The following is a 22011-nucleotide window of genomic DNA, read 5'->3' as shown; positions in this document are numbered from 1 at the left end:
TATTTTTTAGTGAATTATTTTTCAAATACCCCAAGTTATCGATATTTTCTCTGCCTTCTTGATAAAAACCCCTTGATTATGGATATAATTTACATAATTACCATCATGATCACAATTTGTTACATTCACGTATCAAATTAATCAACCCAGTTCACAATTTCGTAACCTTCCTTTACCTATAAAAGTTGTCATGTTGTATACAAGTTGATGTGAAATATTCACCTGCGTTTTTATGTACAGGAACAACATCATGAGAATAAGAAAAACAAAGCTTGCCATCGGTATTGTTGCTGTTATTGCTGTTGTATCACTAGCAATGATCGGCAAAAAAGAGAATGCCAATAAGCAATTTCTCTCTGTAGCAACGGCCTCAACAGGAGGAACTTATTACCCGATGGGAGTCGGTTTAGCCAATGTTTGGAGCACCCACCTCAAGGATAGAGGAATACAAGTCACAGGGCAGTCCTCTGCTGGCTCAATTGAAAATATCTATTTAATGCAACAAAACGAAGCTCAGCTTTCTATTCTACAAAGTCTATTAGCTGTGGAAGCTTACGAAGGTGTACGTAATTTTGAAGGCAAACCAGAAAAAAATCTACGTTCTATATCAATGCTTTGGCCAAATGTAGAGCACTTTGTCTTAATGAATGACAAAGTAAAAACAGGAACATTGGATGATATTCGTGCCACCAGCTTCTCTGTCGGGCCACAAGCCAGTGGCACTGAACAATCGACCATTATCATTCTTAAAGGTGTGAATTTAACTAAAAAAGAGATCACTCCTGAATATCTTGGTTATGGAGATACCGTTTCAGCAATGCGTGATGGACGCCTTGATGGGGGAGCATTACCTGCCGGTGTTCCCGCCTCTGCGGTTACCGATATGTATGCCAGTGGTGTTAATGCCAAATTACTTGAAGTGACTGATAAGCAACTTGATGATATTAATCATATTGCTAACTCTTGGTTTCGCTTTGAAATACCAGCAAATACCTACCCTCGCCAAGCAGAAAAAGTAAACACCATTGCACAACCTAATATCTTAATGACAACCACAAGTATTGATGACCAGTTAGTTTATGAATTGACTAAAACCATGTTTGAAAACTTACCAGAAGTTCATCAAGTACATAGTGCTGCAAAATACATCACCACCGAAAATGCGTTAAAAGGTGTTTCTGTGCCATTACACCTTGGAGCTTATCGTTATTACAAAGAAATTGGATTAGATATCCCTGACTATTTAATTCCACCTGAAGCTCAAACGCAAACTAATAATAAATAACAGGAGTGAGTTATGACTAATAATGACCACCTAACTCCGGTAGAGCCACCAGCATTAGATAAAGAAGCTAGCTCAGGCACTCGTCACCTTACCGGTATCTATTTAAAAATCACCACCACGCTGGCGATATTCATTTCGTTGTATGCTATTTACTCTAATGCCTTATCCAACACCCAAGAGTTTTATCGTAATACTATTTTTCTTAGTGGTATTTTGATCCTTGGTTTTATTTTATTTCCATTCTCTAAACGATTTTCTACCGCGAAATTTAATGGCTGGGATTATCTTTTTATCGCTTTAACATTAATCAGCTATGGCTATTTTTTCTTTAACTATGTTGATCTCCATGTGGTAAGAAAAAGTATTCCCAACACAATGGATTATGCGATGGCAATTCTTGGCATTATTGTTCTTTTTGAAGCAGCAAGAAGAACAACGGGCTATTTTATTCCTAGCCTAGCCACATTCGCCATTATCTATGCCCTATTTGGCCAATATTTTATGGGTATTTTTGGTCATGCAGGATTTTCTGTAGAGAGACTGTTATATCGTTTATTTATGACCAGTGAAGGTATTTTTGGTATTACACTCTCTACTGCCTCTACCGCTATCGTGGTATTTATTTTATTCGGTTCGTTTTTAAGTGTTAGTGGTGCCACAGCACTATTTAATGATTTAGCGCTAGCTATGGCCGGACGTCGCCGTGGGGGGCCTGCTCAAGTTGCCGTCATTTCATCAGCATTAACAGGTTCATTAAGTGGTAGCGCGGTCGCCAACGTAGCCACTACGGGAACCTTTACCATTCCATTAATGAAAAACATTGGCTTAACATCACGTTTTGCGGGTGCCGTTGAAGCTACTGCATCTACAGGTGGAATGATCATGCCACCAATTATGGGTGCGGCAGCTTTTATTATGGCGGGCTTTTTGGGAATTTCTTATACCACGATTGTTATTGCCGCGATTATTCCTGCGTTGCTCTATTACGCGGCCTTGATCATGGCAATTGATATTGAAGCGAAAAAACAAGGTTTAAAAGGACTTAGCAAAGAGAATATTCCACAAGTTAAAGCGGTATTAAAAGCACGCGGTTTATTACTATTACCTTTAATTATTGTAATTGGCACGCTATTAATGGGTAAAACCCCTATTTATGCGGGTTTTCTTGGTATCTTAACCATTATTGTTGCCAGCTGGCTAACACCTGATAAAACGGTACGAATGACATTAACTAAAGTGGCTGATGCTTTAGCAGAAGCGGCTCGTGGCTCGGTACAAGTGACTATCGCTTGTGCTGCCATTGGTGTGATTATTTGTGTTGTTACCATGACCGGTATCGGTGCGACCTTAGCATTTAATATTGTCTCTATGACTGACAATACATTATGGATGATCTTACTGGTTGTGATGTTAGTCTGTATTGTATTAAGTATGGGCTTACCATCAACTGCTCTATATATCGTGGTTGCCGTTACAGTGTCACCTATTTTAATTAAAGCCGGTGTGATGCCTTTAGCGGCTCATTTCTTTGTCTTCTGGTTTGGCGCGTTATCCAATATTACTCCTCCGGTCGCCCTAGCAAGCTATACGGCAGCAAGTATTGCGAGAGCCGATCCGATGCAAACTTCATGGGATGCGGTACGTTTAGCACTCCCTGGTTTTATTATTCCTTTTATTTTGGTTTATAACCCTGCATTACTGATGCAAGGTGATAATTTAAGTGTTATCTCTATCGGGTTAATGGTCATTAGTGCATTAGTGGGAATTTATGCACTAAGTATTGCCACTGCGAATTTTTGGATAATCAAAACAACATGGTTTGAACGTATCGCCTTTGCAGCGGCCGCTATTTTAATGATTAAGCCCGGACTATATACCGATTTATTAGGTATGGCGTTGATCTTACTTACTGGCGCTTTCCATCTGTTGCGCTCTAAAAAACAGCTGGTCAATGTAGGGCAAGTATCTGGAGAAAACTAGATGATAAAAAAGATCTCACGCCAAAAAGCGTCGCAACAAATTCTTGATCAAATTAAGCAAAATATTTATGACGGGACCTATCCTATTGGTGAAAAACTACCGTCTGAAAATGTACTCGCTGACGCCTTTGGCGTTAGCAGAGTTCCCATCAGAGAAGCATTAGGGGTATTAGAAGCGAGTGGCATTATTACGTCACGCCAAGGAGGCGGTAGACGCGTTATTGACCACTCTATCTTGAGTAAATACGAACCTATTGTGATGGAAATTGCTTGTCCTCAAGAAATTGAATCACTGCTTGAAATGCGTGAGGTCATTGAACATGAAGCGGCAGCCATTGCCGCTTTACGCCGAACACCAGAAGAATTGCTGACGATAGAGCAAGCACATCAGGCCTTTATCTTAGCCACGCAGAAAAACAACAACATTGGTCATCAAGAAGATTATCAATTTCATCGTGCCATTATGGTTGCTTCACATAATCCTTTTTTCGTGCGCATCCTCGATAACTTACATGAGCTTTATCTTGGCGTATTGATGTATTCCTTAAGCCAAAATAAAGGACGTATTGCCGAAACTGAGCGTGTTATTGCAGAGCATGATGCTATTGTTGAAGCAATAAGACAACAAGATAGTGATGAAACTAGCCACAAAATGCGTCTTCATTTAGCCAATGTACGTGGAAAGTTAAAGCGTTTACAACAAGAAAAAAATTAACTCTTATACTGGATTATATGGGTAGTATTATGACTTATGACGTAATTATCATCGGTGCAGGATTAGTAGGATTAGGGGTTGCCAGTGCATTACAAGAAAGCCAACCTGAGCTTAAAGTACTGGTGATTGATAAGGAATCTGGCCCCGCCGTTCATCAAAGTGGCCATAACAGCAATGTTGTTCATTCGGGGATTTACTATACACCAGGAAGCTTAAAGGCAAGACTCGCTAAGCAAGGTAACATCACGACTTACAATTTTTGTAAACAGCATCATCTCTATTACGATCGTTGTGGCAAGGTGATTGTGGCAACTGATGAAAAAGAGCTACCAGCATTAGAAAATATCTATCAACGTGGAATACAAAATGGCCTTGAAGTAATTAAAATGACCGAGAGCGAGCTAAAAGCCAGGGAGCCTTATGTTAATGGTATTGCTGCTTTGCTTGTTCCTGATGCCGGTATTGTCAATTATCCGGAAATTGCCGCCAAACACGTTGAAATCATTCAAGCTCGAGGTGGAGTATTTGCCTTTAACCAAGCAGTAAATGCGATTAATGAAACGGACGAAACGGTAACAGTCACCACATCTACAACACAATTTACCGCAAAGTGGCTGATTAATTGTGCTGGATTATTTAGTGATCGGGTAGCAAAAATGGCGGGCTACGATACCGGCATGAAGATAGTTCCCTTTCGTGGTGAATATTTTATGCTCAACTCAAATAAAAATTATTTAGTTAATCATCTTATTTATCCTGTGCCGAATCCTGATTTCCCATTTTTAGGTGTCCATTTTACACGTATGTATAACGGGCATCGTGACGTAGGCCCTAATGCCGTATTAGCCTTTAAACGTGAAGGCTACAAGAAAAGTGATATTGACTTAAAAGATCTCACTGAAGTACTAACCTATAAAGGATTTTGGAAAATAGCCGGAAATTATTTAGGTGAAGGGATGGCCGAATTACGTCGTTCCTATTCACGTAAGCTGTTTGCCCAAAATGCACAAAAGCTTATTCCTGCTCTACGTGAAGCAGATATTCACCCAGGCCCGGCAGGTGTACGCGCCCAAGCTTTAACTCGCGAAGGAAAATTAGTCGATGATTTTCACTTTGTTAAAGGCAAACGTTCATTACATGTATGTAATGCCCCTTCTCCGGCCGCAACAGCATCAATTGAAATTGGTCGTGAAATTGTAAGAGAGCATTTTTTATTATAAAAAATCTTTCGTCTCACTCGCAGAGTGTCTCCCGTTGTCTGCGAGTGAGCTTATTTAGCATATCTGCTTTTATCTTCTGCTCCAGTCTACAATTCCCCCTATGCAATAACCGTTTTTTGACAGATTTATGTTAGCCTTTATATATTGATAAAAGCACTTTAAACAACCAAGTATCAATACTTATTTTAATTAGAAATATTAATCATTAAAAAAACGATTTCAACCAATAAAATTGTATTTGAAATACATCTTCATCAATGATTTAATTGATTTTTTATCAAAAAATATAACAGTCTGCAAAACAACAGCTATAACAAAATTTAGCGATTGTTAAATAATAGAGTAAATTCAATAAAATAAAATGCGCCAATTTTATAAAACTTATCACTTTCTTTTTGATAGACTATCTATCAATCATTGTTTATTACTTACTCCTATTGCTTTGATAATGATTATCAATCATAAAAAGCACTTTTTGCCTACCTATTATTTCCTCTATGCTTAAAATAGATTACAAATAACATACGTTACTATTCTATTTAATTGGGCACTATGTCCCCACCTATTGTGGGAGGTTTTTATGGCTGAAAATGTCGTTAATGATATTCTGAAATGGTTAGAAACTCAGTTACAACGTAATGAGGGTATAAAGATTGATACGATTGCAAATAAAAGTGGCTACTCCAAGTGGCATTTGCAACGTATTTTTAAAGATTTTAAAGGTTGCACATTAGGCGAATATGTACGTAAACGTCGCTTATTGGAAGCAGCAAAGTCTTTACAAGAAAAAGACATGTCCATTTTAGATATTGCTTTGATGTATGGCTTTAGTTCCCAAGCAACATTTACTCGTATCTTTAAAAAACACTTCAACACTACACCAGCTAAATTTAGAGAACATGGTGAGTTACCAGATACACGTCGTTTTATGTCATGTGAAAATAGCTAATATAGCCAGAAGTATTGACTGACAAAACAAAGCGGGAAAACATCATGTTTTCCCGCTTTGTTTATTATATCAAACCATTTTATTGTCAGTCGTTTTCTTAAATAGATAATAATCAATTAAGAAAGCGCATGAACAAGCCACTGTTGCAGCTCTTCAAGCTCTGATTGGTTATTTGGGTACTGCTCTATTAATTGCGCTAATAGTCTTTTCATCGATCCAGAAGCATAACGCTGTCCAACTAACATCTGCGATAGCTTTTCTAATGGTGCGGGATCTAAACTGTCGGTATAAATTTGGCTTCTAATAATCGTACCGCGTTCAATATCAAAGTGCAGCTCAACACCACCCCATTTAAAGCGATTATCTAATAGATGTGAAAACGCAGGCGCTTGACCAAAATTCCACTCCCAACTACTTTGTTTTGCAAATGTTTCTGCAAAACCCGGTAAATCAGGTAATTTTTGTGGTGAAATAATTTCAGCTTCAACACGCTCACCATAATAGTCAAAAAAACTGTCAGTAATCGCTTGGCATAACTTTTCATGAGTTATATCGGGTTTTAATTCCACTAAATTAGTGACACGAGAGCGCACCGAAGTGATCCCTTTCGCCTGTAGTTTTTTCGGATCTGGATTTAAATAGTTAGCTAAACGAGATAAATCAGCATTAATTAATAAAGTACCATGATGAAAACCACGATCTTTTGTCTCTTTATAGGCTGAGCCAGAAATTTTTCTTTCACCATCAGCCAATGGTACGACTAAATCATTTCGTCCTGATGCCGTTGCTTGTATGCCGGCTTTCGATAACCCATCTAAAATAATTTGCGTCGAAATAGTTTTATTATATTCGGGTTTGCCTGCCATAAAGGTAAAACAGGTATTACCTAGATCATGAAATACTGCACCGCCACCACTTGAGCGACGCGCCAATTTCACACCATCTTCTTCCATTTTTCGGGTATTACACTCTTTCCATGGGTTTTGTGCTCGACCAATCACCACAGTATTATCATTACGCCATAAAAAAAGGACTCGTTGATCAGCTGGCATCTGTTTAAAAATGCACTCTTCAACCGCGAGGTTAAACCATGGATCATAAGACTCAGAAAGAAGTAGACGCAATTTGCCTGACATAAGATATCCCTATATGAAAAAAGTTAGCTATAAGATAGCATAACACTCAGTAGGTTAGCGCCTTCAATGGCACAAAATTACAATCGACGAGCCTGCCAGAAAGTTTTTTTCCAATAGGCATTATCTAATGATGAACGAATAACGCCTTTACTGGTAGAAGCATGAATAAAGGTATTGTCAGTATCATAAATACCAACATGAAGCCCGTTATCCCCTCCTCCTGTTTTGAAAAATACTAAATCACCAGGCATCAAATCACTTTTACTAATTTGTGTACCATATTTAGTTTGATCGATAGTCATTCTTGGCAGTTGTATATCAAAACGATCACTATAAGTCCTATACACAAACCCTGAGCAATCAATACCTGATGGGCTCATGCCACCATAGCGATAAGGCGTACCATACCATTGCTCTAGCTGAGATTTTAATTGCACAATGACCATAATAGGATCAGAAAGTTGCGTTTTTAACGGGGGCGCGGGTGGGAGACGCTTAGAGGGACTCGATGAGCATCCAGCTAGCAGAATAATACAGAGTAAGAAAGAATAAAAAGTAGGCTTTCTCATTGCATCCACCCAATTATTGACAATAGATTTTAAAATCTATCTGCTTTTTTACGTAAAAACAAGTGATTGAAGGTGAATACACAAGCATTGATAGTGTCAATCGCACAATAGCTCACTTTAAAGAGAAAATAACACTCTCTAAGTTAAGCTAATGCGATGTTGTTTGCTCCGTTTTTTGGCTTATTAACCAAACACCTAGCATAATAAAAATGATACCTATTGTTTTAGACCACGACAGCGTTTCTTGAAACCAAGGTAAAACTACCGCGAGAATATAAACAAAGACATAGCTAAGGCTGATGAGTGGATAAGCTTTGTTTAGGGGAATTGTACGTAAAGTCAATAACCAACAAACCATTGACAGTACGTAGCCAATCAGTCCCACGAAAACAACGCTGATAGGTATTATGTTTGCCCATAACCAATGAAGATCAAACCACTGTTTTTCTAATTGCAGATCAGGTAATTCTGACATACCTATTTTTAACAGTAGTTGTGCAACTGTGACTAATAATGCACTGGCGATGGCCCATAAGTAACCGGTTTTCATGACTGCATACTCATTAACACAATACCTAACATAATCGAGGCAATACCAACCCAATGTTTCACATTAACCGTCTCTTTATAGATAAATTGGCCTATCAAAGTGACGACAATAAAGTTAATACTCAACATCGGATAAGCAATACTAAGTGGGAGGATTTGCAGTAAACGTAACCAAAATAACATGCCAAAGCCTAGCATAGCGATGGCAGTAATAAGCCAGAAAATCGTCTTTCTGGCTTTAGTGGTTGAATTATTTTGCCAACTCACCACTGCTTGTTTCTGACAAACTTGGCCAATACAGGTTAGCAAACTAACAATAAGTAACAAAAAAAAGGCCATTACTTACGTTTCTCATAGGTCAAAATAGCCATACGACGATTCGTCACTAACTCTTCAGGTCGTGGCATCTGCGCCAGTTTCTTCGGATCTTTATAAGTGATCACCACAGAGACATTACCTTCTTTTCTGGCATTTTCTAACCATTGCTCAAAACTTTCAGGTTTTAGTAATCTATGTTGAGAATCTGGATATTCAATTCCATAGGTTAATTCCCCTGTTCTCTCATAAAGGTAGATATCGCTACGTTGCAATTCCCAAGCTAATCCAGCCCCCACACCAACGCTGTTACTGACTATATATTTGCTCGCATTGAGGGTATCGATATTTTGGCGAATAAACTCTTGCGGTAATTTACCATCAATAGAGCTATTGGGAATGGCTTGCCCAATACATAAGCTTACCCCTAAAGAGCAAGAGGCTGCCCATAGCCAATGTTTACCATTTAATGTAGAGCAGAGATAACCAATGATGCCCCATAATGAGAAAGCGACAATCGCTAATACCCATTTTGACCATTCATAAGGCATATAGATAGGTTTAGAAGAAACCAATTGAATAATTAATATCGCAACAACAGCAGCGACACCAATAAAAATATTAATATAGCCATTAATGCGCAGTGCTTTCATTTTAAATTTTCTAGCACAGTCTACACCGTATTTGGCCATTAACATCGCCAACGGTCCCATAAATGGCAACATGTAAGTAGGTAATTTACCTTTCGCGATACTAAAAAATAGGAAAGGTACTACAAACCAACATAGTAAGAAAAAGAGTTCAGGACGCTTACGGCGCTTCTTCCATGCACTAGTTAGTGCCCCTGGTAATAATCCAAGCCAAGGAATAACACCCAGTAAAATTATAGGGATGTAATACCAGAAAGGAGAACTATGCTGAGCATCATCACCAGAAAAACGCTGGATATGCTCAACCCAAAAGAAATAGTGCCAATAATCAGGCTCAGCCTTCGCCACCGCTAAAACCCATGGCAAGCTAATTAACGCCGCACTTAAAACAGCAAGCACACCATAGAGTAACATCCGAGTGAACTGTTTTTGGTAAAGGGTTACAGGGATCATCACGATAACAGGGATAGCTAATGCCAAAAAGCCTTTGGTCATAAAGGCCATACCACAAGCTAAACCTAGCGTTATCCATGCCAGTATACGCGTTTTTACCGTGGTTGCTTTCAACGCCCAAAAACAACACACCATACTTGCCGTAACCCAAAGCGCTAACATCGGATCAAGTACGCTATAAGTTCCGACGCTAAACACCAAAAACATGGATAAATAAATTAAGCTAGCCACAAAAGCGACTTGACGATTACGCCACATCATCCGTGCTAATAAATAAATAAGTAGCGCACTTAATAGGATAGAAATAACTGAACCAAAGCGTACGGCAAAATTGGTGTGGCCAAATATTAACTGGCTAATATTATTAATCCAGTAACCTGCTACTGGTTTTTCAAAATAGCGGATATCAAGCATATGGGGAACAATCCAGTTCCCGCTCACCACCATTTCACGGCTAATTTCCGCATAACGTGTTTCATCAGGTTGCCATAATAACCGGCTGTTCAATGGAAATAAGTAGGTAAGAACAAAAAAAAGAGCCAAGAGGATGGCCCCGATTTTACTCGCCCGGTTATTCAACATAGTTTTGTTAGACCTCTTGTTGGCACCCTAACCAGCCTTCTCGACCTGGAAAGTCAGATCGGACAACTTTACCCATCGGAAGCATGTCTATATCTTGTGGTAGTAGATGGCTTAATGGACAGAATTCGATGCCTTCGTTTGCAATCATTGCCAATAACTGCTCAAATTGAGCCGCTTTTGACATTCCCTCAACTTCGGTATGAATAGTATAAACAGGTATACCCTGATCTTTTTTGATTTCATCAATAATAAATTGATTAAAATCTTCGTCCTTTACCTTAGTACCGACCACTTCATCATAAGTTGGTAATGTTACTGGAATTTGCACTGTACCGATAGAACCATTTTCTAGAACTGGCCTAAATGGATGCGTTCCCCGACAATCACTATTGTAGTCAAATTGGAAAGCTTCTTTAACCATTAGAACACGTTCATCAGCACGCCACCCAGCAACCGCAGAACATTTTACAGGTTTTTCAAGTGCTTTTTCCAGTGCTTCTACACCTAAACGAACCTGTTGCATTAATTCTTCTGTTGACCAACGGCCTACTTTAGCTTGCCAACCTTGATGATCCCATGAGTGTAATCCGACTTCATGCCCCGCATCTTGGGTTTGTTTCATCAAATAGCCTAAATTTTTGGCAATTTTTTTACCCGGCCACGCCGTACCGGCTAATAGAATATCCAGTCCATATAATGAAGCGGCATTCGACCTTAGCATTTTCCACAGAAATTTCGGTTTTAAAAGGCGCCATAAATGGCGCCCCATATTATCTGGACCGACACTGAAGAAAAAGCTGGCCTGAATGTTATGCTTGTTAAAGACATCCAGCAATTGTGGAATACCTTCTTTTGTACCCCGATAAGTATCCACATCGACTCTCAAGCCAACTTTCTTCATTACTTATTACCTAACTCTTCAACTGCACCACGTAAGAAGAAGTCTAATGTCTCTTCTACCGTTTGGCGTGTTTCGATAGTTGGTTTCCAATCTAATAGACGCTCAGCATTTTTGATGCTTGGTTTGCGGTGTTCAACATCTTGATAGCCTTTACCGTAGTAACTGCTACTTTCGATTTTCTTGAAGCCAGCAAATGGAGGGAAGTGACCGCGTAACTCATGTTTTTCAAAGCAATCTAACAGCATTTCTGCTAGCTCACGAATACTTGCTTCGTTAGTTGGGTTACCGATATTGATGATCTGACCATCACATTTGTTATCACGATTTTCAATAATGCGGAATAATGCTTCAATACCATCATTAATATCAGTGAAACAACGTTTTTGCTCACCACCATCAACCAGTTTAATCGGTGAACCTTCCACTAGGTTCAAAATTAACTGAGTAATTGCACGAGAGCTACCAATACGCGCTGAATTTAAGTTATCAAGACGTGGCCCCATCCAGTTAAATGGACGGAATAAAGTGAATTTCAGCCCTTCTTTAGCACCATAAGCCCAAATAACTCGGTCTAATAACTGTTTAGAAACAGAGTAAATCCAACGTTGTTTATTAATAGGACCGACGATTAAGCGTGAATTATCTTCATCGAACTCTTTATCATCGCACATACCGTATACTTCTGATGTGGATGGGAAAATAATACGTTTATTGTATTTAACACAATAACGAACAATTTTTAAGTTCTCTTCAAAGTCTAATTCAAATACACGTAATGGATTACGGGTATATTCAATCGGTGTTGCAATCGCTACTAATGGCAAGATCACATCACATTTCTTGATGTGATATTCAATCCATTCTGTATGAATGCTGACATCACCTTCAATAAAGTGGAAACGAGGGTTACCAATAAAGCGTTCAATTGCTGATGAACCGATATCCATACCGTAGATATCATAGTTACCATCTTTTAATAAACGCTCGGTTAGGTGGTTACCAATAAAGCCATTGACACCTAAAATCAGTACACGTTGACGACGTTTCACTTGTGCTGTTGCTTTTGGTCCAACGCGTACATCTGTCACGATCCCCATTTCAGTGGCTAAACGGCTGCCTTGAACATAAAGACCATTTTCACTTTGACCTGTGATAACTTCAATTGCACCTTTCGCACATGCGATAACTAAAGGCTCAGTTGAAATAACAGTACCCGGACGTTTACCTTGGTTATCTGCCACTGGACGTGCACGCCAGATAATCATTTTGCGCTCACCTAAGAAAGTGAAAGCACCTGGGTATGGTTCAGTAACGGCGCGAACTAAATTATGAACCGTTTTAGCATCTGCATTCCAGTCAATTAAACCGTCATCAGCACAACGACGACCATAATAAGTTGCTTGGCTTTCATCTTGTGCTGTTGTTGAATAGTTACCTGAGGCGATATGCGGTAACGTATGAGCCATTAATTTCGCCGCAGCTTCTCTGACTTTTTCATGTAAAATTAATGAAGTATCAGTATCTTCAATCGTTACTTTTTCTTGTGCAACGATATCACCAGCATCTGCTTTAGCCGTCATTTTATGTAAAGTGACACCAGTTTCAGTTTCACCATTGACAATGGCCCAATTGATAGGTGCACGACCGCGATATTTAGGTAATAAAGAGCCATGTAAATTAAATGCACCTTTAGGTGCTAAATTCAGGATCTCATCGCTTAGCATATGGCGATAATAGAAAGAGAAAATGACATCTGGCTTCATCTCACGAATACGCTCAATCCATAATGGATGATTAACGTTTTCTGGAGCAAACACAGTTAATCCCATTTCTGCGCTAACACGCGCTACGGATGAGAAGAAATGATTTTCGTTAGGATCGTCAGTATGGGTAAATACAGCTTGAATATCGAAACCCGCTTTTTCAAGTGCTTTTAAACCAACACAGCCAATATCATGATAGGCAAATACTATTGCTTTCATTAGTCTTCTTCCTGATTTTTGTTGGGTTTTTTAACGCCAACCACTTTTTGGATAAAATACCGAGGACGCGCTCTTACATCATTATAAATTCGGCCTATATATTCACCTAATAGACCCATTGCAACGAACTGCGCACCGATAAACATGAATAAGATAGCAAAGAGTGTAAACACTCCGTCTGCCGCCCAAATTGCACCGAAAATAAGTCGTAGTACAATCAATAATACGGCAAGTAAAAAGCCGGCAACAGCAATCACACTACCTACGACACTTAATAAACGTAATGGTGCAGTTGTCAGACAGGTTAATAAGTCGTACATCAAATTGATGAGTTTTAAGAAACTGTATTTTGAATCACCATATTCACGCTCAGCGTGAGCAACTTCAATTTCAATCGTACGACGAGCGAAGGTATTCGCTAAAATTGGGATAAAAGTACTACGCTCATGGCATTGCAACATCGCATCAATAATATGACGACGATATGCTCTTAACATACAACCATAATCCCCCATTGAACGACCTGTTGCCTTGGTTATCATGGCATTAATCATTTTAGAGGCCGTTTTACGAAACCACGAATCTTGACGGTTACGGCGTCGAGTTCCGACAACATCATACCCCTCTTCTGCGGTTGCCACTAAACGGGGGATCTCCTCTGGTGGGTTTTGTAAATCAGCATCTAAGGTAATGACTAAATCCCCATCAGCTTGGTTAAAACCCGCCATAATAGCGGAGTGTTGACCATAGTTGCGATTTAAAATAATCGCAATAACATGGTTATCTTCAATGTTGGCAGCTTCTTCTAGCATTTTTGCTGAATTATCGCTGCTTCCGTCATCAACAAGGATCAGCTCATACTCTTGTTCTAACTGTTTACAGCTTTTGATTGTTCGCTCTAAAAGCTGTGGGAGACTCTCTTCCTCGTTATAAACGGGAATAACGACTGATACTTTATTGATTTTTTCAAATGTTGACACTAGATATGCTCCGAAAGAATTTCATTGATCGCATCGACAACGCGAATAACATCTTTATTGCTCATATCAGGAAACAGCGGCAGCGAGCATAACGTTGCAGAGTTCCATTCTGATTGAGGAAGGGATAACGAAGGGTAGCGCTCACGATAATATTTTTGTGTATGCGCAGCACGGAAATGAAGCCCTGTACCAATCTCTTTTTGTTTGAGTTTTTCCATAAATGTATCACGATCGATACCACAGGCATTTTTATCAACTCTGACCATAAAGAGATGGTTAGCATGTAAGTGTGGATATTCCGGCACACTTAACATTTCCAATGGTGAATCTTGAAGTTTTTCACGATAAAGGGCAACTAACTCAGCACGTTTAGCATTCATTTCTTCTAAGCGACTTAATTGCACTACCGCGATAGCAGCATGAATATCCGAGAGATTATATTTATAACCAGGCTCAACGACTTCCGCTTGAGGTTTACGTCCTTGGACTTGACGATCAAAAGCATCAACACCCAAACCATGAAATTTTAAGCAACGGACTCGATTGGCTAATTCATCATCGTCCGTAACAACTAATCCACCTTCGGCACAAGTGACATTTTTAATGGCATGAAAAGAAAAAATAGAAGTTCCCTTCTCACCTATCCATTCATCTTTATATCGAGTACCTATCGCATGTGCTGCATCTTCAATTAGAGGAATGCCCGCTTCATCAGCAACCGCTCTTAGTGCATCAAGATCACAAGGCGCTCCGGCATAATGCACAGGGATAATTGCTTTGGTTCTTGGGGTAATCGCTTTTTTTACCGATTCAGCGCTAACCATTAATGTGTCACGATCAATATCGACCATTACTGGCTCTGCGCCTAATAACGTAATGATATTGATAGTTGATACCCAAGTTTGGGAAGGTGTAATAACTTCATCACCAGGCCCTATTCCCATCGCCATCAAAACAACATGCATACCCGCTGTTGCAGAACAAACCGCAATAGCATGTTTGCTACCAAATTTTTCACAAAAATCTTGTTCTAGCTGATGATTTTGGGGACCTGTTGTGATCCAGCCGGAGCGTAAAACGCTTTCAACTGCTTTAATCTCTTCATCCCCGATAGCAGGACGGGAGAATGGAAGAAAGTGACTCATAAAGATGTAGCCTAATTAATGAATGAATAAAAACTAATTATATACAATTTGCTGTTTCACAGCACCCGTTGTTATTAAGAAAGCCTTAAAGAAGGCTTAATAATTTCCGATGCGCAGACTCTGACTCAATAACATCACTCTATTACTTGCCAAATTACACTATTTGCTGATCTATTACATCTAATCTTAGTATTAAATGTAGTAGATAATAAATTTTCATCCAACAAAAGTGCTGAGTCACCTGAGTTGATTATTTTTCCCTCTAACATAAACCATAACTTATCTGCTTTTAGATAAGAATGATTCAAATCATGAGTACTCATAATAATACTGCCACCTTGTAGACAAAATTTATCTAGCCATTTATCCAATAAAGTAAGTTGTACAATATCTAAATTATTTGTCGGCTCATCAAGCATCATTAATTTTCCTGTTAAATCATCGCTTGACCATAATTGTATAAAAGTGGCAACAATCCGAACGCGTTGCCATTCCCCACCAGATAAATGATGAATATTTTTTGACAATAATTTATTGATTTGAAAATCGCTTAATAGTGCATTCAATTCTTGAATATCCATTTTTGATAACTGATAGGATAAAGAAAGATAATGAAACACTGGCATAAATGGCAAAGCTAACGATTGTTGTCTAACAACGCTTTGTATTCTAGAAAGTTCGGCAATTTTATAATCCCTCATTGAAGTTTCGTTTAAAAATATATTTCCAACGTATGAAACTTCACCAGCAATGGCCATTAACAACGTACTTTTACCCGCCCCATTCGCGCCAATTAAATGAATGCGTTCGCCATCATTAACTTGTTCAGTAATACCATATAGTCTTTTATTGACAGCTAATTTATATAGTTTTAATTGTGCCATATTATAAGCGCTCCATCTGTTTAGTGGCTAATAACCAAATAAAAAGAGGTGCGCCTAAGGTGGCAGTTATCACGCCAATAGGGACTTCTGCGCCATTTAACATCAGCCTTGATATTAAATCAGCGAATATCAGTAAACTCGCTCCCGTTAAAGCACAGCCCGGTAACAAGGTTTTATAATGTGTGATACCAGACAATCGTAATAAATGCGGTACAATCAACCCGACAAAACTAATTGCGCCGGCTAGAGCAACGCTAAAACCAATTAATAAACCAACGGTTAAAATAAACCAATTACGCCATATAATCACAGAAATGCCGAGTTTTTTGGCTTCAAAACTCCCCAGAGAAAGGTAATTTAAAATATCGGCTTGCCAAATAAGAAGTGTGATGATTGGAAGTAATGCCCAAAATAATATTTGGTGACGCCAGTCAATGCCACTAAAGCTCCCCATAAGCCAGTACATTAATTGTCTTAAATCTAACGCAGAGCTAAAATAGACCAGCCAAGTCATAACAGCACTTGCTAATACCCCTAATGCTACGCCTATTAATAATAATTGAGCATTAGATAGTTTTTTTATTTGTGAGAAAAACATTAATAAGCAGGTGATCCCCAAAGCCCCTAATATCGCGGCACTGCTTATTAACCAGTATGCAGTTCCTAATTGGAAAACAATCAGTAACACAACACAAACACCCGCACCACTGCTTACACCTAAAAGTCCCGGCTCTGCTAACGGATTTTCAAAGATTGCCTGCATAATGGCACCAGCAATCGCTAAGCTTGCGCCAACCATCATCACAGCCAATATTCTTGGAAGCCTAATTTGCCAAATAAATAAACTAGCTTCTTCAGTGAACCATTTATTGGGGAATAACCAAATTTCACCGGCTGAAAGTGAGATAACAATAAGAACAAATAAAACTAACACCAGCAAAGTGAGTTTTAGCTTATCACTAATTTGCTGTTTGTGTCGTAATTGATTAAGCGGATCATCATATTGATTATTCATATTGTTTAGTAAATAGCCCATAAATTACGCTATTTTTATAAATATATTGCTAATAAATGTAGGGCAACATAACACAGTCCCTTTCAATGAAGAAAATATAATTTTCTATCCTAAGGAAATAAACCTTCCAGTATGATTAATTTTAAACCAATGATTATTCCCCTCAAGCACATCTTATTTAAACAATAAAATGACTATTAGGCGCTATCACAGATAAGCAAAAGAAAAATAGAAGGAGTAAATCGTAGAAGTAAGTCGCAAAAAAAAACGGCTTTCAATAGAAAGCCGTTTTGGTGTTTAAGTATTACTCTTTTGGTGTCGCATTTTCAACCCGGCTTTTTAACTTTTGTCCCGGGCGGAAAGTTACAACACGGCGGGCTGTAATAGGAATATCTTCCCCTGTTTTCGGGTTACGACCTGGGCGCTGATTTTTATCACGTAGGTCAAAGTTTCCGAATCCAGACAGCTTCACCTGTTCTCCATTTTCCAGAGAACGACGCACTTCCTCAAAAAAGGCTTCTACAAGGTCTTTTGCATCGCGTTTGCTAACGCCAAGTTTTTCAAACAGATTTTCTGCCATTTCAGCTTTTGTAAGCGCCATAGGTCTAGTCCCTCAAGGATGCTTGGAATCGCTGTTTCAATGCTGCAACACAGGTATTGACTGTGGCAGCAATCTCATCTTCTTCCAGAGTATGCTCGATATCCTGCAAGATTAAGCTAATAGCGAGGCTCTTATAACCCTCCGCTACTCCCTTACCACAATACACGTCAAATAAGTTTATGCCAACTATTTGATTTCCGCCAACTTTCTTACATTCAGCTAAAATATCTTCTGCAGCCACATCATTTGGAACAACTACAGCGATATCTCTACGATTCGAAGGGAAACGTGAAACAGCTTTCGCTTGCGGTAAATTGCGGTTTGCGATTGCGTCCCAACGTATTTCGAATACTACCGTACGGCCGTTTAAATCAAGTTTACGTTCAAGCTCTGGGTGAACAACACCAATACAGCCAATATATTCATTTCTCAGATAAATCTCAGCACTTTGTCCCGGATGGAGCGCTGAATGATTGGCTGGTTTAAATGTAATTTCATCTAACTGGCCTGTCAATTCCAGAATTGATTCAATATTACCTTTCAAATCAAAGAAATCAACAGTTTGCTTCTCTAAAGTCCAATGTTCTTCATAACGGTTGCCCGCGATCACACCAGCTAGCATAAGTTCCTGACGTATTCCATATTCTGCTTGATTATCAGGAACAAAACGCAGACCTGCTTCAAATAACCTAACTCTAGCCTGTTGACGGTTCTGATTGTAAACCACTGTGGTTAATAATCCGGTCAACAATGACAAACGCATGGCTGACATATCGGCAGAAATTGGGTTAGGTAAGATCAACGCTTCTTCATTAGGATGTAGTAAGCTTTGGATCTTCGGATCAACAAAGCTATAAGTGATAGCTTCTTGGAATCCATTATCAACCAGCATGGTTTTTACACGTTTTAATGGCAGATCCGCTTCACGGTGGTCTGTCATAATCAGATCGGCACGTAAAGGTACATCTGGAATATTGTTATACCCGTAAATACGTGCAACTTCTTCAATTAAGTCTTCTTCAATTTCAACATCAAAACGCCATGAAGGTACAGTGGCTAACCACCCGTCATTTTCAACGGTGACGCCAAAACCTAAACGTGTTAACGAATCAACAACTTGTTCATCATCAATAACATGACCTAATAAACGGTCTAGTTTTGCACGTGTTAATTTGATAGGAGCGACATGGGGTAAATAGCTGTCATTGGTGACATCAATAATTTCCCCCACTTCACCACCACAAATTTCGAGTAATAATTTCGTTGCTCGCTCAATGGCCTGATATTGCAGCGCTGAATCAACACCACGCTCAAAACGATGAGATGCATCGGTATGTAAACCATAACGACGTGCACGGCCGGTGATCGCTAATGGAGAGAAGAATGCGCACTCTAAAAATACGTTTTTAGTTGCTTCATTAACACCAGAAGATTCACCACCGAAAATACCTGCCATTCCTAATGCTTGTTTTTCATCAGCAATAACCAGTACATCATCTTTTAAGGTGATTTCATTACCATCAAGTAAAGTTAGTTTTTCACCCTCTTTGCCCATACGAACAACCACAGCCCCATCGACATGGTCAAGATCAAACGCATGTAATGGTTGTCCCATTTCAAGTAAGACAAAGTTAGTGATATCAACGATTGGATCGATAGAGCGAATACCACCACGACGTAATTTTTCTTGCATCCATAATGGTGTGTTCGCTTTCACATTCACATTAGTGAAAACACGACCTAAATAGCGAGGACAAGCTTGTGGTGCTTCAACTCGCACAGGAAATGTCGCTGAAGAAGTGGCTGCAATTGGTGACATATCAGGGATTTGGCATGTCATTTTATTAATGACAGCGATATCGCGAGCAACACCCATAATACCTAAGCAATCTGCTCGGTTTGGTGTAATGCTGATTTCAATCGCATTATCATTTAATTTTAAGTATTCGCGAATATCGGTACCGATAGGTGCATCAGCAGGTAATTCGATAATGCCTTCATGGTTTTCTGAGATAGCTAATTCAGAAAAAGAGCACAGCATACCTTCTGAAGGCTCACCACGTAGTTTGGCTGCTTTAATTTTAAAGTTACCCGGTAATACCGCCCCAACCGTTGCTACAGCAACTTTTAAGCCTTGGCGACAATTTGGCGCACCACACACGATGTCCAATAAACGCTCACCACCGACATTGACTTTTGTCACTCGTAGTTTATCTGCATTTGGGTGTTGTCCACATTCAACCACTTCACCCACAACAACACCGTGAAAATCACCGGCAACAGGCTCTACACCATCAACTTCAAGGCCAGCCATGGTTAGCTGTTCAGAAAGCTCTTCGCTACTAATTGCTGGGTTTACCCACTCACGTAACCAAAGTTCACTGAATTTCATGAGATAATCCCACCTTATTTAAACTGTTTGAGGAAACGAAGATCATTTTCGAAGAATGAACGTAAATCGGTGACACTGTAACGTAACATAGTTAAGCGTTCCATACCCATCCCGAAAGCAAAACCAGAATAAACTTCAGGATCGATACCTACATTACGCAACACATTTGGATGCACCATACCGCAGCCCAAGACTTCTAACCATTTGCCATTTTTACCCATTACATCAACTTCAGCTGAAGGCTCTGTAAATGGAAAATAGGATGGGCGGAAGCGAATTTCCATATCTTCTTCAAAGAAGTTTTTCAGAAAATCGTGCAGTGTTCCTTTTAAATTAGTGAAGCTAATGTCTTTATCAACAATTAAGCCTTCAACTTGATGGAACATTGGAGTATGAGTTTGGTCATAGTCATTACGATAAACACGGCCAGGTGCAATAATGCGGATCGGTGGCTGTTTATTTTGCATAGTGCGAATTTGTACACCAGAGGTTTGAGTACGCAATAAACGTTTAGCATCAAACCAGAAAGTGTCATGATCAGCTCTTGCAGGGTGATGAGCAGGAATATTTAACGCATCAAAGTTATGATAGTCATCTTCAATTTCAGGGCCTGATTCCACAGAGAACCCTAATTCGCCAAAGAAAGTTTCAATACGTTCAATTGTGCGAGTAACAGGGTGCAGACCACCATTTTCAATACGACGTCCAGGCAAAGAGACATCAATTTTCTCAGCCGCTAAACGTTCGTTTAATAGCGCTGATTCCATTTGTTCTTTACGAGCGTTCAGTGCTTGCTGAACCTCTTGTTTTGCCTGATTAATGACCGCTCCAGCAGCTGGACGCTCTTCAGCGGGTAAGTCGCGCAGCGTGGACATCTGGAGCGTTAAATGACCTTTTTTCCCCAAGTATTCAACACGAACCGAATCCAGCGCAGCAACATCCTGTGCCTCTTCGATAGCTGCTTTAGCTTGAGCAACGAGTTCAGCGAGATGTGGCATCGTTTCCTCTTCCTTTGACCTGATGAGGTCTATTAGTTGTTATCAATGATGACGATTAAAAAATTGCCCTTTTGATTTCTGAACTCAAGTTTGAGTACTGAAAACAAAAAAGCCTCCAAAATGGAGGCTCCGGCGCTACTTTTCGTTTCTTTTCTTACGCGCAAAAGCCCCCAAAATTAGGCGCTAAAGTAAAAAAAGAAGCGGAAAAAAGCGATATTTAACATTGAGACATTCTCATTATGTGTAACTTATTGAATTTTACCATTAAGCCACAAATTTAGACAAAATAAAAGAGGGAGTTAACTCCCTCTTCCATTGACTTAATTAAGCCAGAGCACCTTTCGCTTTTTCAACTAAAGCAGCAAATGCAGCTTTGTCGAATACAGCGATATCCGCCAGGATCTTACGGTCGATTTCAATAGATGCTTTTCTTAATCCATTGATGAAACGGCTGTAAGACATGCCGTTCTGACGAGCTGCTGCGTTGATACGCGCAATCCACAGCTGACGGAACTGACGTTTTTTCTGACGACGGTCACGGTACGCATATTGACCAGCTTTGATAACAGCCTGGAAAGCTACACGATATACACGAGAACGTGCACCGTAATAACCTTTAGCTTGCTTTAAAATTTTCTTGTGACGAGCACGGGCGATAACACCACGTTTAGCGCGAGCCATATAACACTCCTAATGTCTATAATTCTGTTA

General features: G+C 39.4%; 21 protein-coding genes and 1 other annotated feature. Of the genes, 5 read left to right on the top strand and 16 right to left on the bottom strand.

Annotation, left to right across the window (positions count from 1 at the left end; genetic code table 11):
- The first annotated feature begins 250 nt into the window (after positions 1-250).
- From AACU95_RS16850 to AACU95_RS16830, 5 genes are all read left to right on the top strand, one after another.
- The gene (locus AACU95_RS16850; RefSeq protein WP_004242633.1) at positions 251-1285 is read left to right on the top strand and encodes a TAXI family TRAP transporter solute-binding subunit; all 1035 of its coding nucleotides are present in this window, start codon (positions 251-253) and stop codon (positions 1283-1285) included.
- A 12-nt stretch (positions 1286-1297) separates the two neighbouring features.
- On the top strand, positions 1298-3265 hold the full coding sequence (locus tag AACU95_RS16845; RefSeq protein ID WP_004242632.1) for a TRAP transporter permease: 1968 nt from the start codon (positions 1298-1300) through the stop codon (positions 3263-3265).
- Entirely contained in the window at positions 3266-3979 is a 714-nt protein-coding gene (locus AACU95_RS16840; protein WP_141192282.1) for a FadR/GntR family transcriptional regulator, read from the top strand.
- Between the two features lie 17 nt (positions 3980-3996).
- Positions 3997-5199 carry an L-2-hydroxyglutarate oxidase gene (gene lhgO / locus AACU95_RS16835; RefSeq protein WP_004242630.1) on the top strand — a complete coding sequence of 401 codons (1203 nt, stop codon included), beginning with the start codon at positions 3997-3999 and terminating at the stop codon, positions 5197-5199.
- A gap of 580 nt (positions 5200-5779) precedes the next feature.
- Positions 5780-6148, top strand: a complete 369-nt coding sequence (locus AACU95_RS16830) for a helix-turn-helix domain-containing protein (protein ID WP_004242629.1) — start codon at positions 5780-5782, stop codon at positions 6146-6148.
- Between the two features lie 116 nt (positions 6149-6264).
- Here the strand turns inward: AACU95_RS16830 and AACU95_RS16825 are convergent, their stop codons facing one another.
- The 16 genes from AACU95_RS16825 to rplT form a co-directional block, all read right to left on the bottom strand.
- Positions 6265-7284, bottom strand: a complete 1020-nt coding sequence (locus AACU95_RS16825) for a lipoate--protein ligase A (protein WP_004242627.1) — start codon at positions 7282-7284, stop codon at positions 6265-6267.
- A 77-nt stretch (positions 7285-7361) separates the two neighbouring features.
- Positions 7362-7853, bottom strand: a complete 492-nt coding sequence (locus tag AACU95_RS16820; RefSeq protein ID WP_012367837.1) for an NlpC/P60 family protein — start codon at positions 7851-7853, stop codon at positions 7362-7364.
- A gap of 148 nt (positions 7854-8001) precedes the next feature.
- On the bottom strand, positions 8002-8403 hold the full coding sequence (gene arnF / locus AACU95_RS16815) for a 4-amino-4-deoxy-L-arabinose-phosphoundecaprenol flippase subunit ArnF (RefSeq protein ID WP_004242625.1): 402 nt from the start codon (positions 8401-8403) through the stop codon (positions 8002-8004).
- The gene (gene arnE, locus AACU95_RS16810; RefSeq protein ID WP_004242624.1) at positions 8400-8741 is read right to left on the bottom strand and encodes a 4-amino-4-deoxy-L-arabinose-phosphoundecaprenol flippase subunit ArnE; all 342 of its coding nucleotides are present in this window, start codon (positions 8739-8741) and stop codon (positions 8400-8402) included. Before arnE ends, arnF begins: the two co-directional genes overlap by 4 nt.
- Positions 8741-10402: a lipid IV(A) 4-amino-4-deoxy-L-arabinosyltransferase gene (arnT, locus tag AACU95_RS16805; protein WP_004247947.1), complete on the bottom strand. Its 1662-nt coding sequence runs from the start codon at positions 10400-10402 to the stop codon at positions 8741-8743. Before arnT ends, arnE begins: the two co-directional genes overlap by 1 nt.
- 7 nt (positions 10403-10409) lie before the next feature.
- A complete protein-coding gene (gene arnD / locus AACU95_RS16800; protein ID WP_004242622.1) occupies positions 10410-11303 on the bottom strand; it encodes a 4-deoxy-4-formamido-L-arabinose-phosphoundecaprenol deformylase in 894 nt (297 codons plus the stop codon).
- A complete protein-coding gene (gene arnA, locus AACU95_RS16795; RefSeq protein ID WP_004242621.1) occupies positions 11303-13285 on the bottom strand; it encodes a bifunctional UDP-4-amino-4-deoxy-L-arabinose formyltransferase/UDP-glucuronic acid oxidase ArnA in 1983 nt (660 codons plus the stop codon). The genes arnD and arnA overlap by 1 nt, the downstream gene beginning before the upstream one ends.
- Positions 13285-14265, bottom strand: coding sequence for an undecaprenyl-phosphate 4-deoxy-4-formamido-L-arabinose transferase (gene arnC, locus AACU95_RS16790; RefSeq protein WP_004242618.1), 981 nt, complete (start codon positions 14263-14265; stop codon positions 13285-13287). The genes arnA and arnC overlap by 1 nt, the downstream gene beginning before the upstream one ends.
- Entirely contained in the window at positions 14265-15410 is a 1146-nt protein-coding gene (gene arnB, locus AACU95_RS16785) for a UDP-4-amino-4-deoxy-L-arabinose aminotransferase (RefSeq protein ID WP_004247945.1), read from the bottom strand. The genes arnC and arnB overlap by 1 nt, the downstream gene beginning before the upstream one ends.
- Positions 15411-15544: 134 nt before the next feature.
- Entirely contained in the window at positions 15545-16294 is a 750-nt protein-coding gene (locus AACU95_RS16780; protein WP_004242614.1) for a vitamin B12 ABC transporter ATP-binding protein BtuD, read from the bottom strand.
- 1 nt (position 16295) lies between these two features.
- A complete protein-coding gene (gene btuC / locus AACU95_RS16775; protein ID WP_141192137.1) occupies positions 16296-17330 on the bottom strand; it encodes a vitamin B12 ABC transporter permease BtuC in 1035 nt (344 codons plus the stop codon).
- A gap of 283 nt (positions 17331-17613) precedes the next feature.
- Entirely contained in the window at positions 17614-17910 is a 297-nt protein-coding gene (ihfA, locus tag AACU95_RS16770; RefSeq protein WP_004242612.1) for an integration host factor subunit alpha, read from the bottom strand.
- A 4-nt stretch (positions 17911-17914) separates the two neighbouring features.
- Positions 17915-20302 (bottom strand): phenylalanine--tRNA ligase subunit beta, encoded by a 2388-nt coding sequence (gene pheT, locus AACU95_RS16765; protein WP_004242611.1) that lies wholly within the window; start codon positions 20300-20302, stop codon positions 17915-17917.
- Between the two features lie 14 nt (positions 20303-20316).
- Positions 20317-21300 (bottom strand): phenylalanine--tRNA ligase subunit alpha, encoded by a 984-nt coding sequence (gene pheS, locus AACU95_RS16760; protein WP_036971623.1) that lies wholly within the window; start codon positions 21298-21300, stop codon positions 20317-20319.
- A 102-nt stretch (positions 21301-21402) separates the two neighbouring features.
- Positions 21403-21525 (bottom strand) — a sequence feature (Phe leader region).
- A complete protein-coding gene (gene pheM / locus AACU95_RS17965) occupies positions 21477-21524 on the bottom strand; it encodes a pheST operon leader peptide PheM (RefSeq protein WP_120655563.1) in 48 nt (15 codons plus the stop codon). Its footprint overlaps the feature before it by 48 nt.
- Before the next feature lie 99 nt (positions 21526-21624).
- Positions 21625-21981, bottom strand: a complete 357-nt coding sequence (gene rplT, locus AACU95_RS16755; RefSeq protein WP_004242609.1) for a 50S ribosomal protein L20 — start codon at positions 21979-21981, stop codon at positions 21625-21627.
- Between the last annotated feature and the right edge of the window lie 30 nt (positions 21982-22011).

It is taken from the genome of Proteus sp. G4415 (assembly GCF_963896075.1).
In the GTDB taxonomy this organism is placed as follows: domain Bacteria; phylum Pseudomonadota; class Gammaproteobacteria; order Enterobacterales; family Enterobacteriaceae; genus Proteus; species Proteus mirabilis.
This window is presented reverse-complemented; position numbering and strand designations above follow the sequence as displayed.

What these genes read in the sequence shown, in the direction of transcription:
- AACU95_RS16850 (WP_004242633.1), top strand. Translation starts at nt 251, where the DNA reads ATGAGAATAAGAAAAACAAAGCTTGCCATCGGTATTGTTGCTGTTATT.
- AACU95_RS16845 (WP_004242632.1), top strand. Translation starts at nt 1,298, where the DNA reads ATGACTAATAATGACCACCTAACTCCGGTAGAGCCACCAGCATTAGAT.
- AACU95_RS16840 (WP_141192282.1), top strand. Translation starts at nt 3,266, where the DNA reads ATGATAAAAAAGATCTCACGCCAAAAAGCGTCGCAACAAATTCTTGAT.
- lhgO (WP_004242630.1), top strand. Translation starts at nt 3,997, where the DNA reads ATGGGTAGTATTATGACTTATGACGTAATTATCATCGGTGCAGGATTA.
- AACU95_RS16830 (WP_004242629.1), top strand. Translation starts at nt 5,780, where the DNA reads ATGGCTGAAAATGTCGTTAATGATATTCTGAAATGGTTAGAAACTCAG.
- AACU95_RS16825 (WP_004242627.1), bottom strand. Translation starts at nt 7,284, where the DNA reads ATGTCAGGCAAATTGCGTCTACTTCTTTCTGAGTCTTATGATCCATGG.
- AACU95_RS16820 (WP_012367837.1), bottom strand. Translation starts at nt 7,853, where the DNA reads ATGAGAAAGCCTACTTTTTATTCTTTCTTACTCTGTATTATTCTGCTA.
- arnF (WP_004242625.1), bottom strand. Translation starts at nt 8,403, where the DNA reads ATGAAAACCGGTTACTTATGGGCCATCGCCAGTGCATTATTAGTCACA.
- arnE (WP_004242624.1), bottom strand. Translation starts at nt 8,741, where the DNA reads ATGGCCTTTTTTTTGTTACTTATTGTTAGTTTGCTAACCTGTATTGGC.
- arnT (WP_004247947.1), bottom strand. Translation starts at nt 10,402, where the DNA reads ATGTTGAATAACCGGGCGAGTAAAATCGGGGCCATCCTCTTGGCTCTT.
- arnD (WP_004242622.1), bottom strand. Translation starts at nt 11,303, where the DNA reads ATGAAGAAAGTTGGCTTGAGAGTCGATGTGGATACTTATCGGGGTACA.
- arnA (WP_004242621.1), bottom strand. Translation starts at nt 13,285, where the DNA reads ATGAAAGCAATAGTATTTGCCTATCATGATATTGGCTGTGTTGGTTTA.
- arnB (WP_004247945.1), bottom strand. Translation starts at nt 15,410, where the DNA reads ATGAGTCACTTTCTTCCATTCTCCCGTCCTGCTATCGGGGATGAAGAG.
- AACU95_RS16780 (WP_004242614.1), bottom strand. Translation starts at nt 16,294, where the DNA reads ATGGCACAATTAAAACTATATAAATTAGCTGTCAATAAAAGACTATAT.
- btuC (WP_141192137.1), bottom strand. Translation starts at nt 17,330, where the DNA reads ATGGGCTATTTACTAAACAATATGAATAATCAATATGATGATCCGCTT.
- ihfA (WP_004242612.1), bottom strand. Translation starts at nt 17,910, where the DNA reads ATGGCGCTTACAAAAGCTGAAATGGCAGAAAATCTGTTTGAAAAACTT.
- pheT (WP_004242611.1), bottom strand. Translation starts at nt 20,302, where the DNA reads ATGAAATTCAGTGAACTTTGGTTACGTGAGTGGGTAAACCCAGCAATT.
- pheS (WP_036971623.1), bottom strand. Translation starts at nt 21,300, where the DNA reads ATGCCACATCTCGCTGAACTCGTTGCTCAAGCTAAAGCAGCTATCGAA.
- rplT (WP_004242609.1), bottom strand. Translation starts at nt 21,981, where the DNA reads ATGGCTCGCGCTAAACGTGGTGTTATCGCCCGTGCTCGTCACAAGAAA.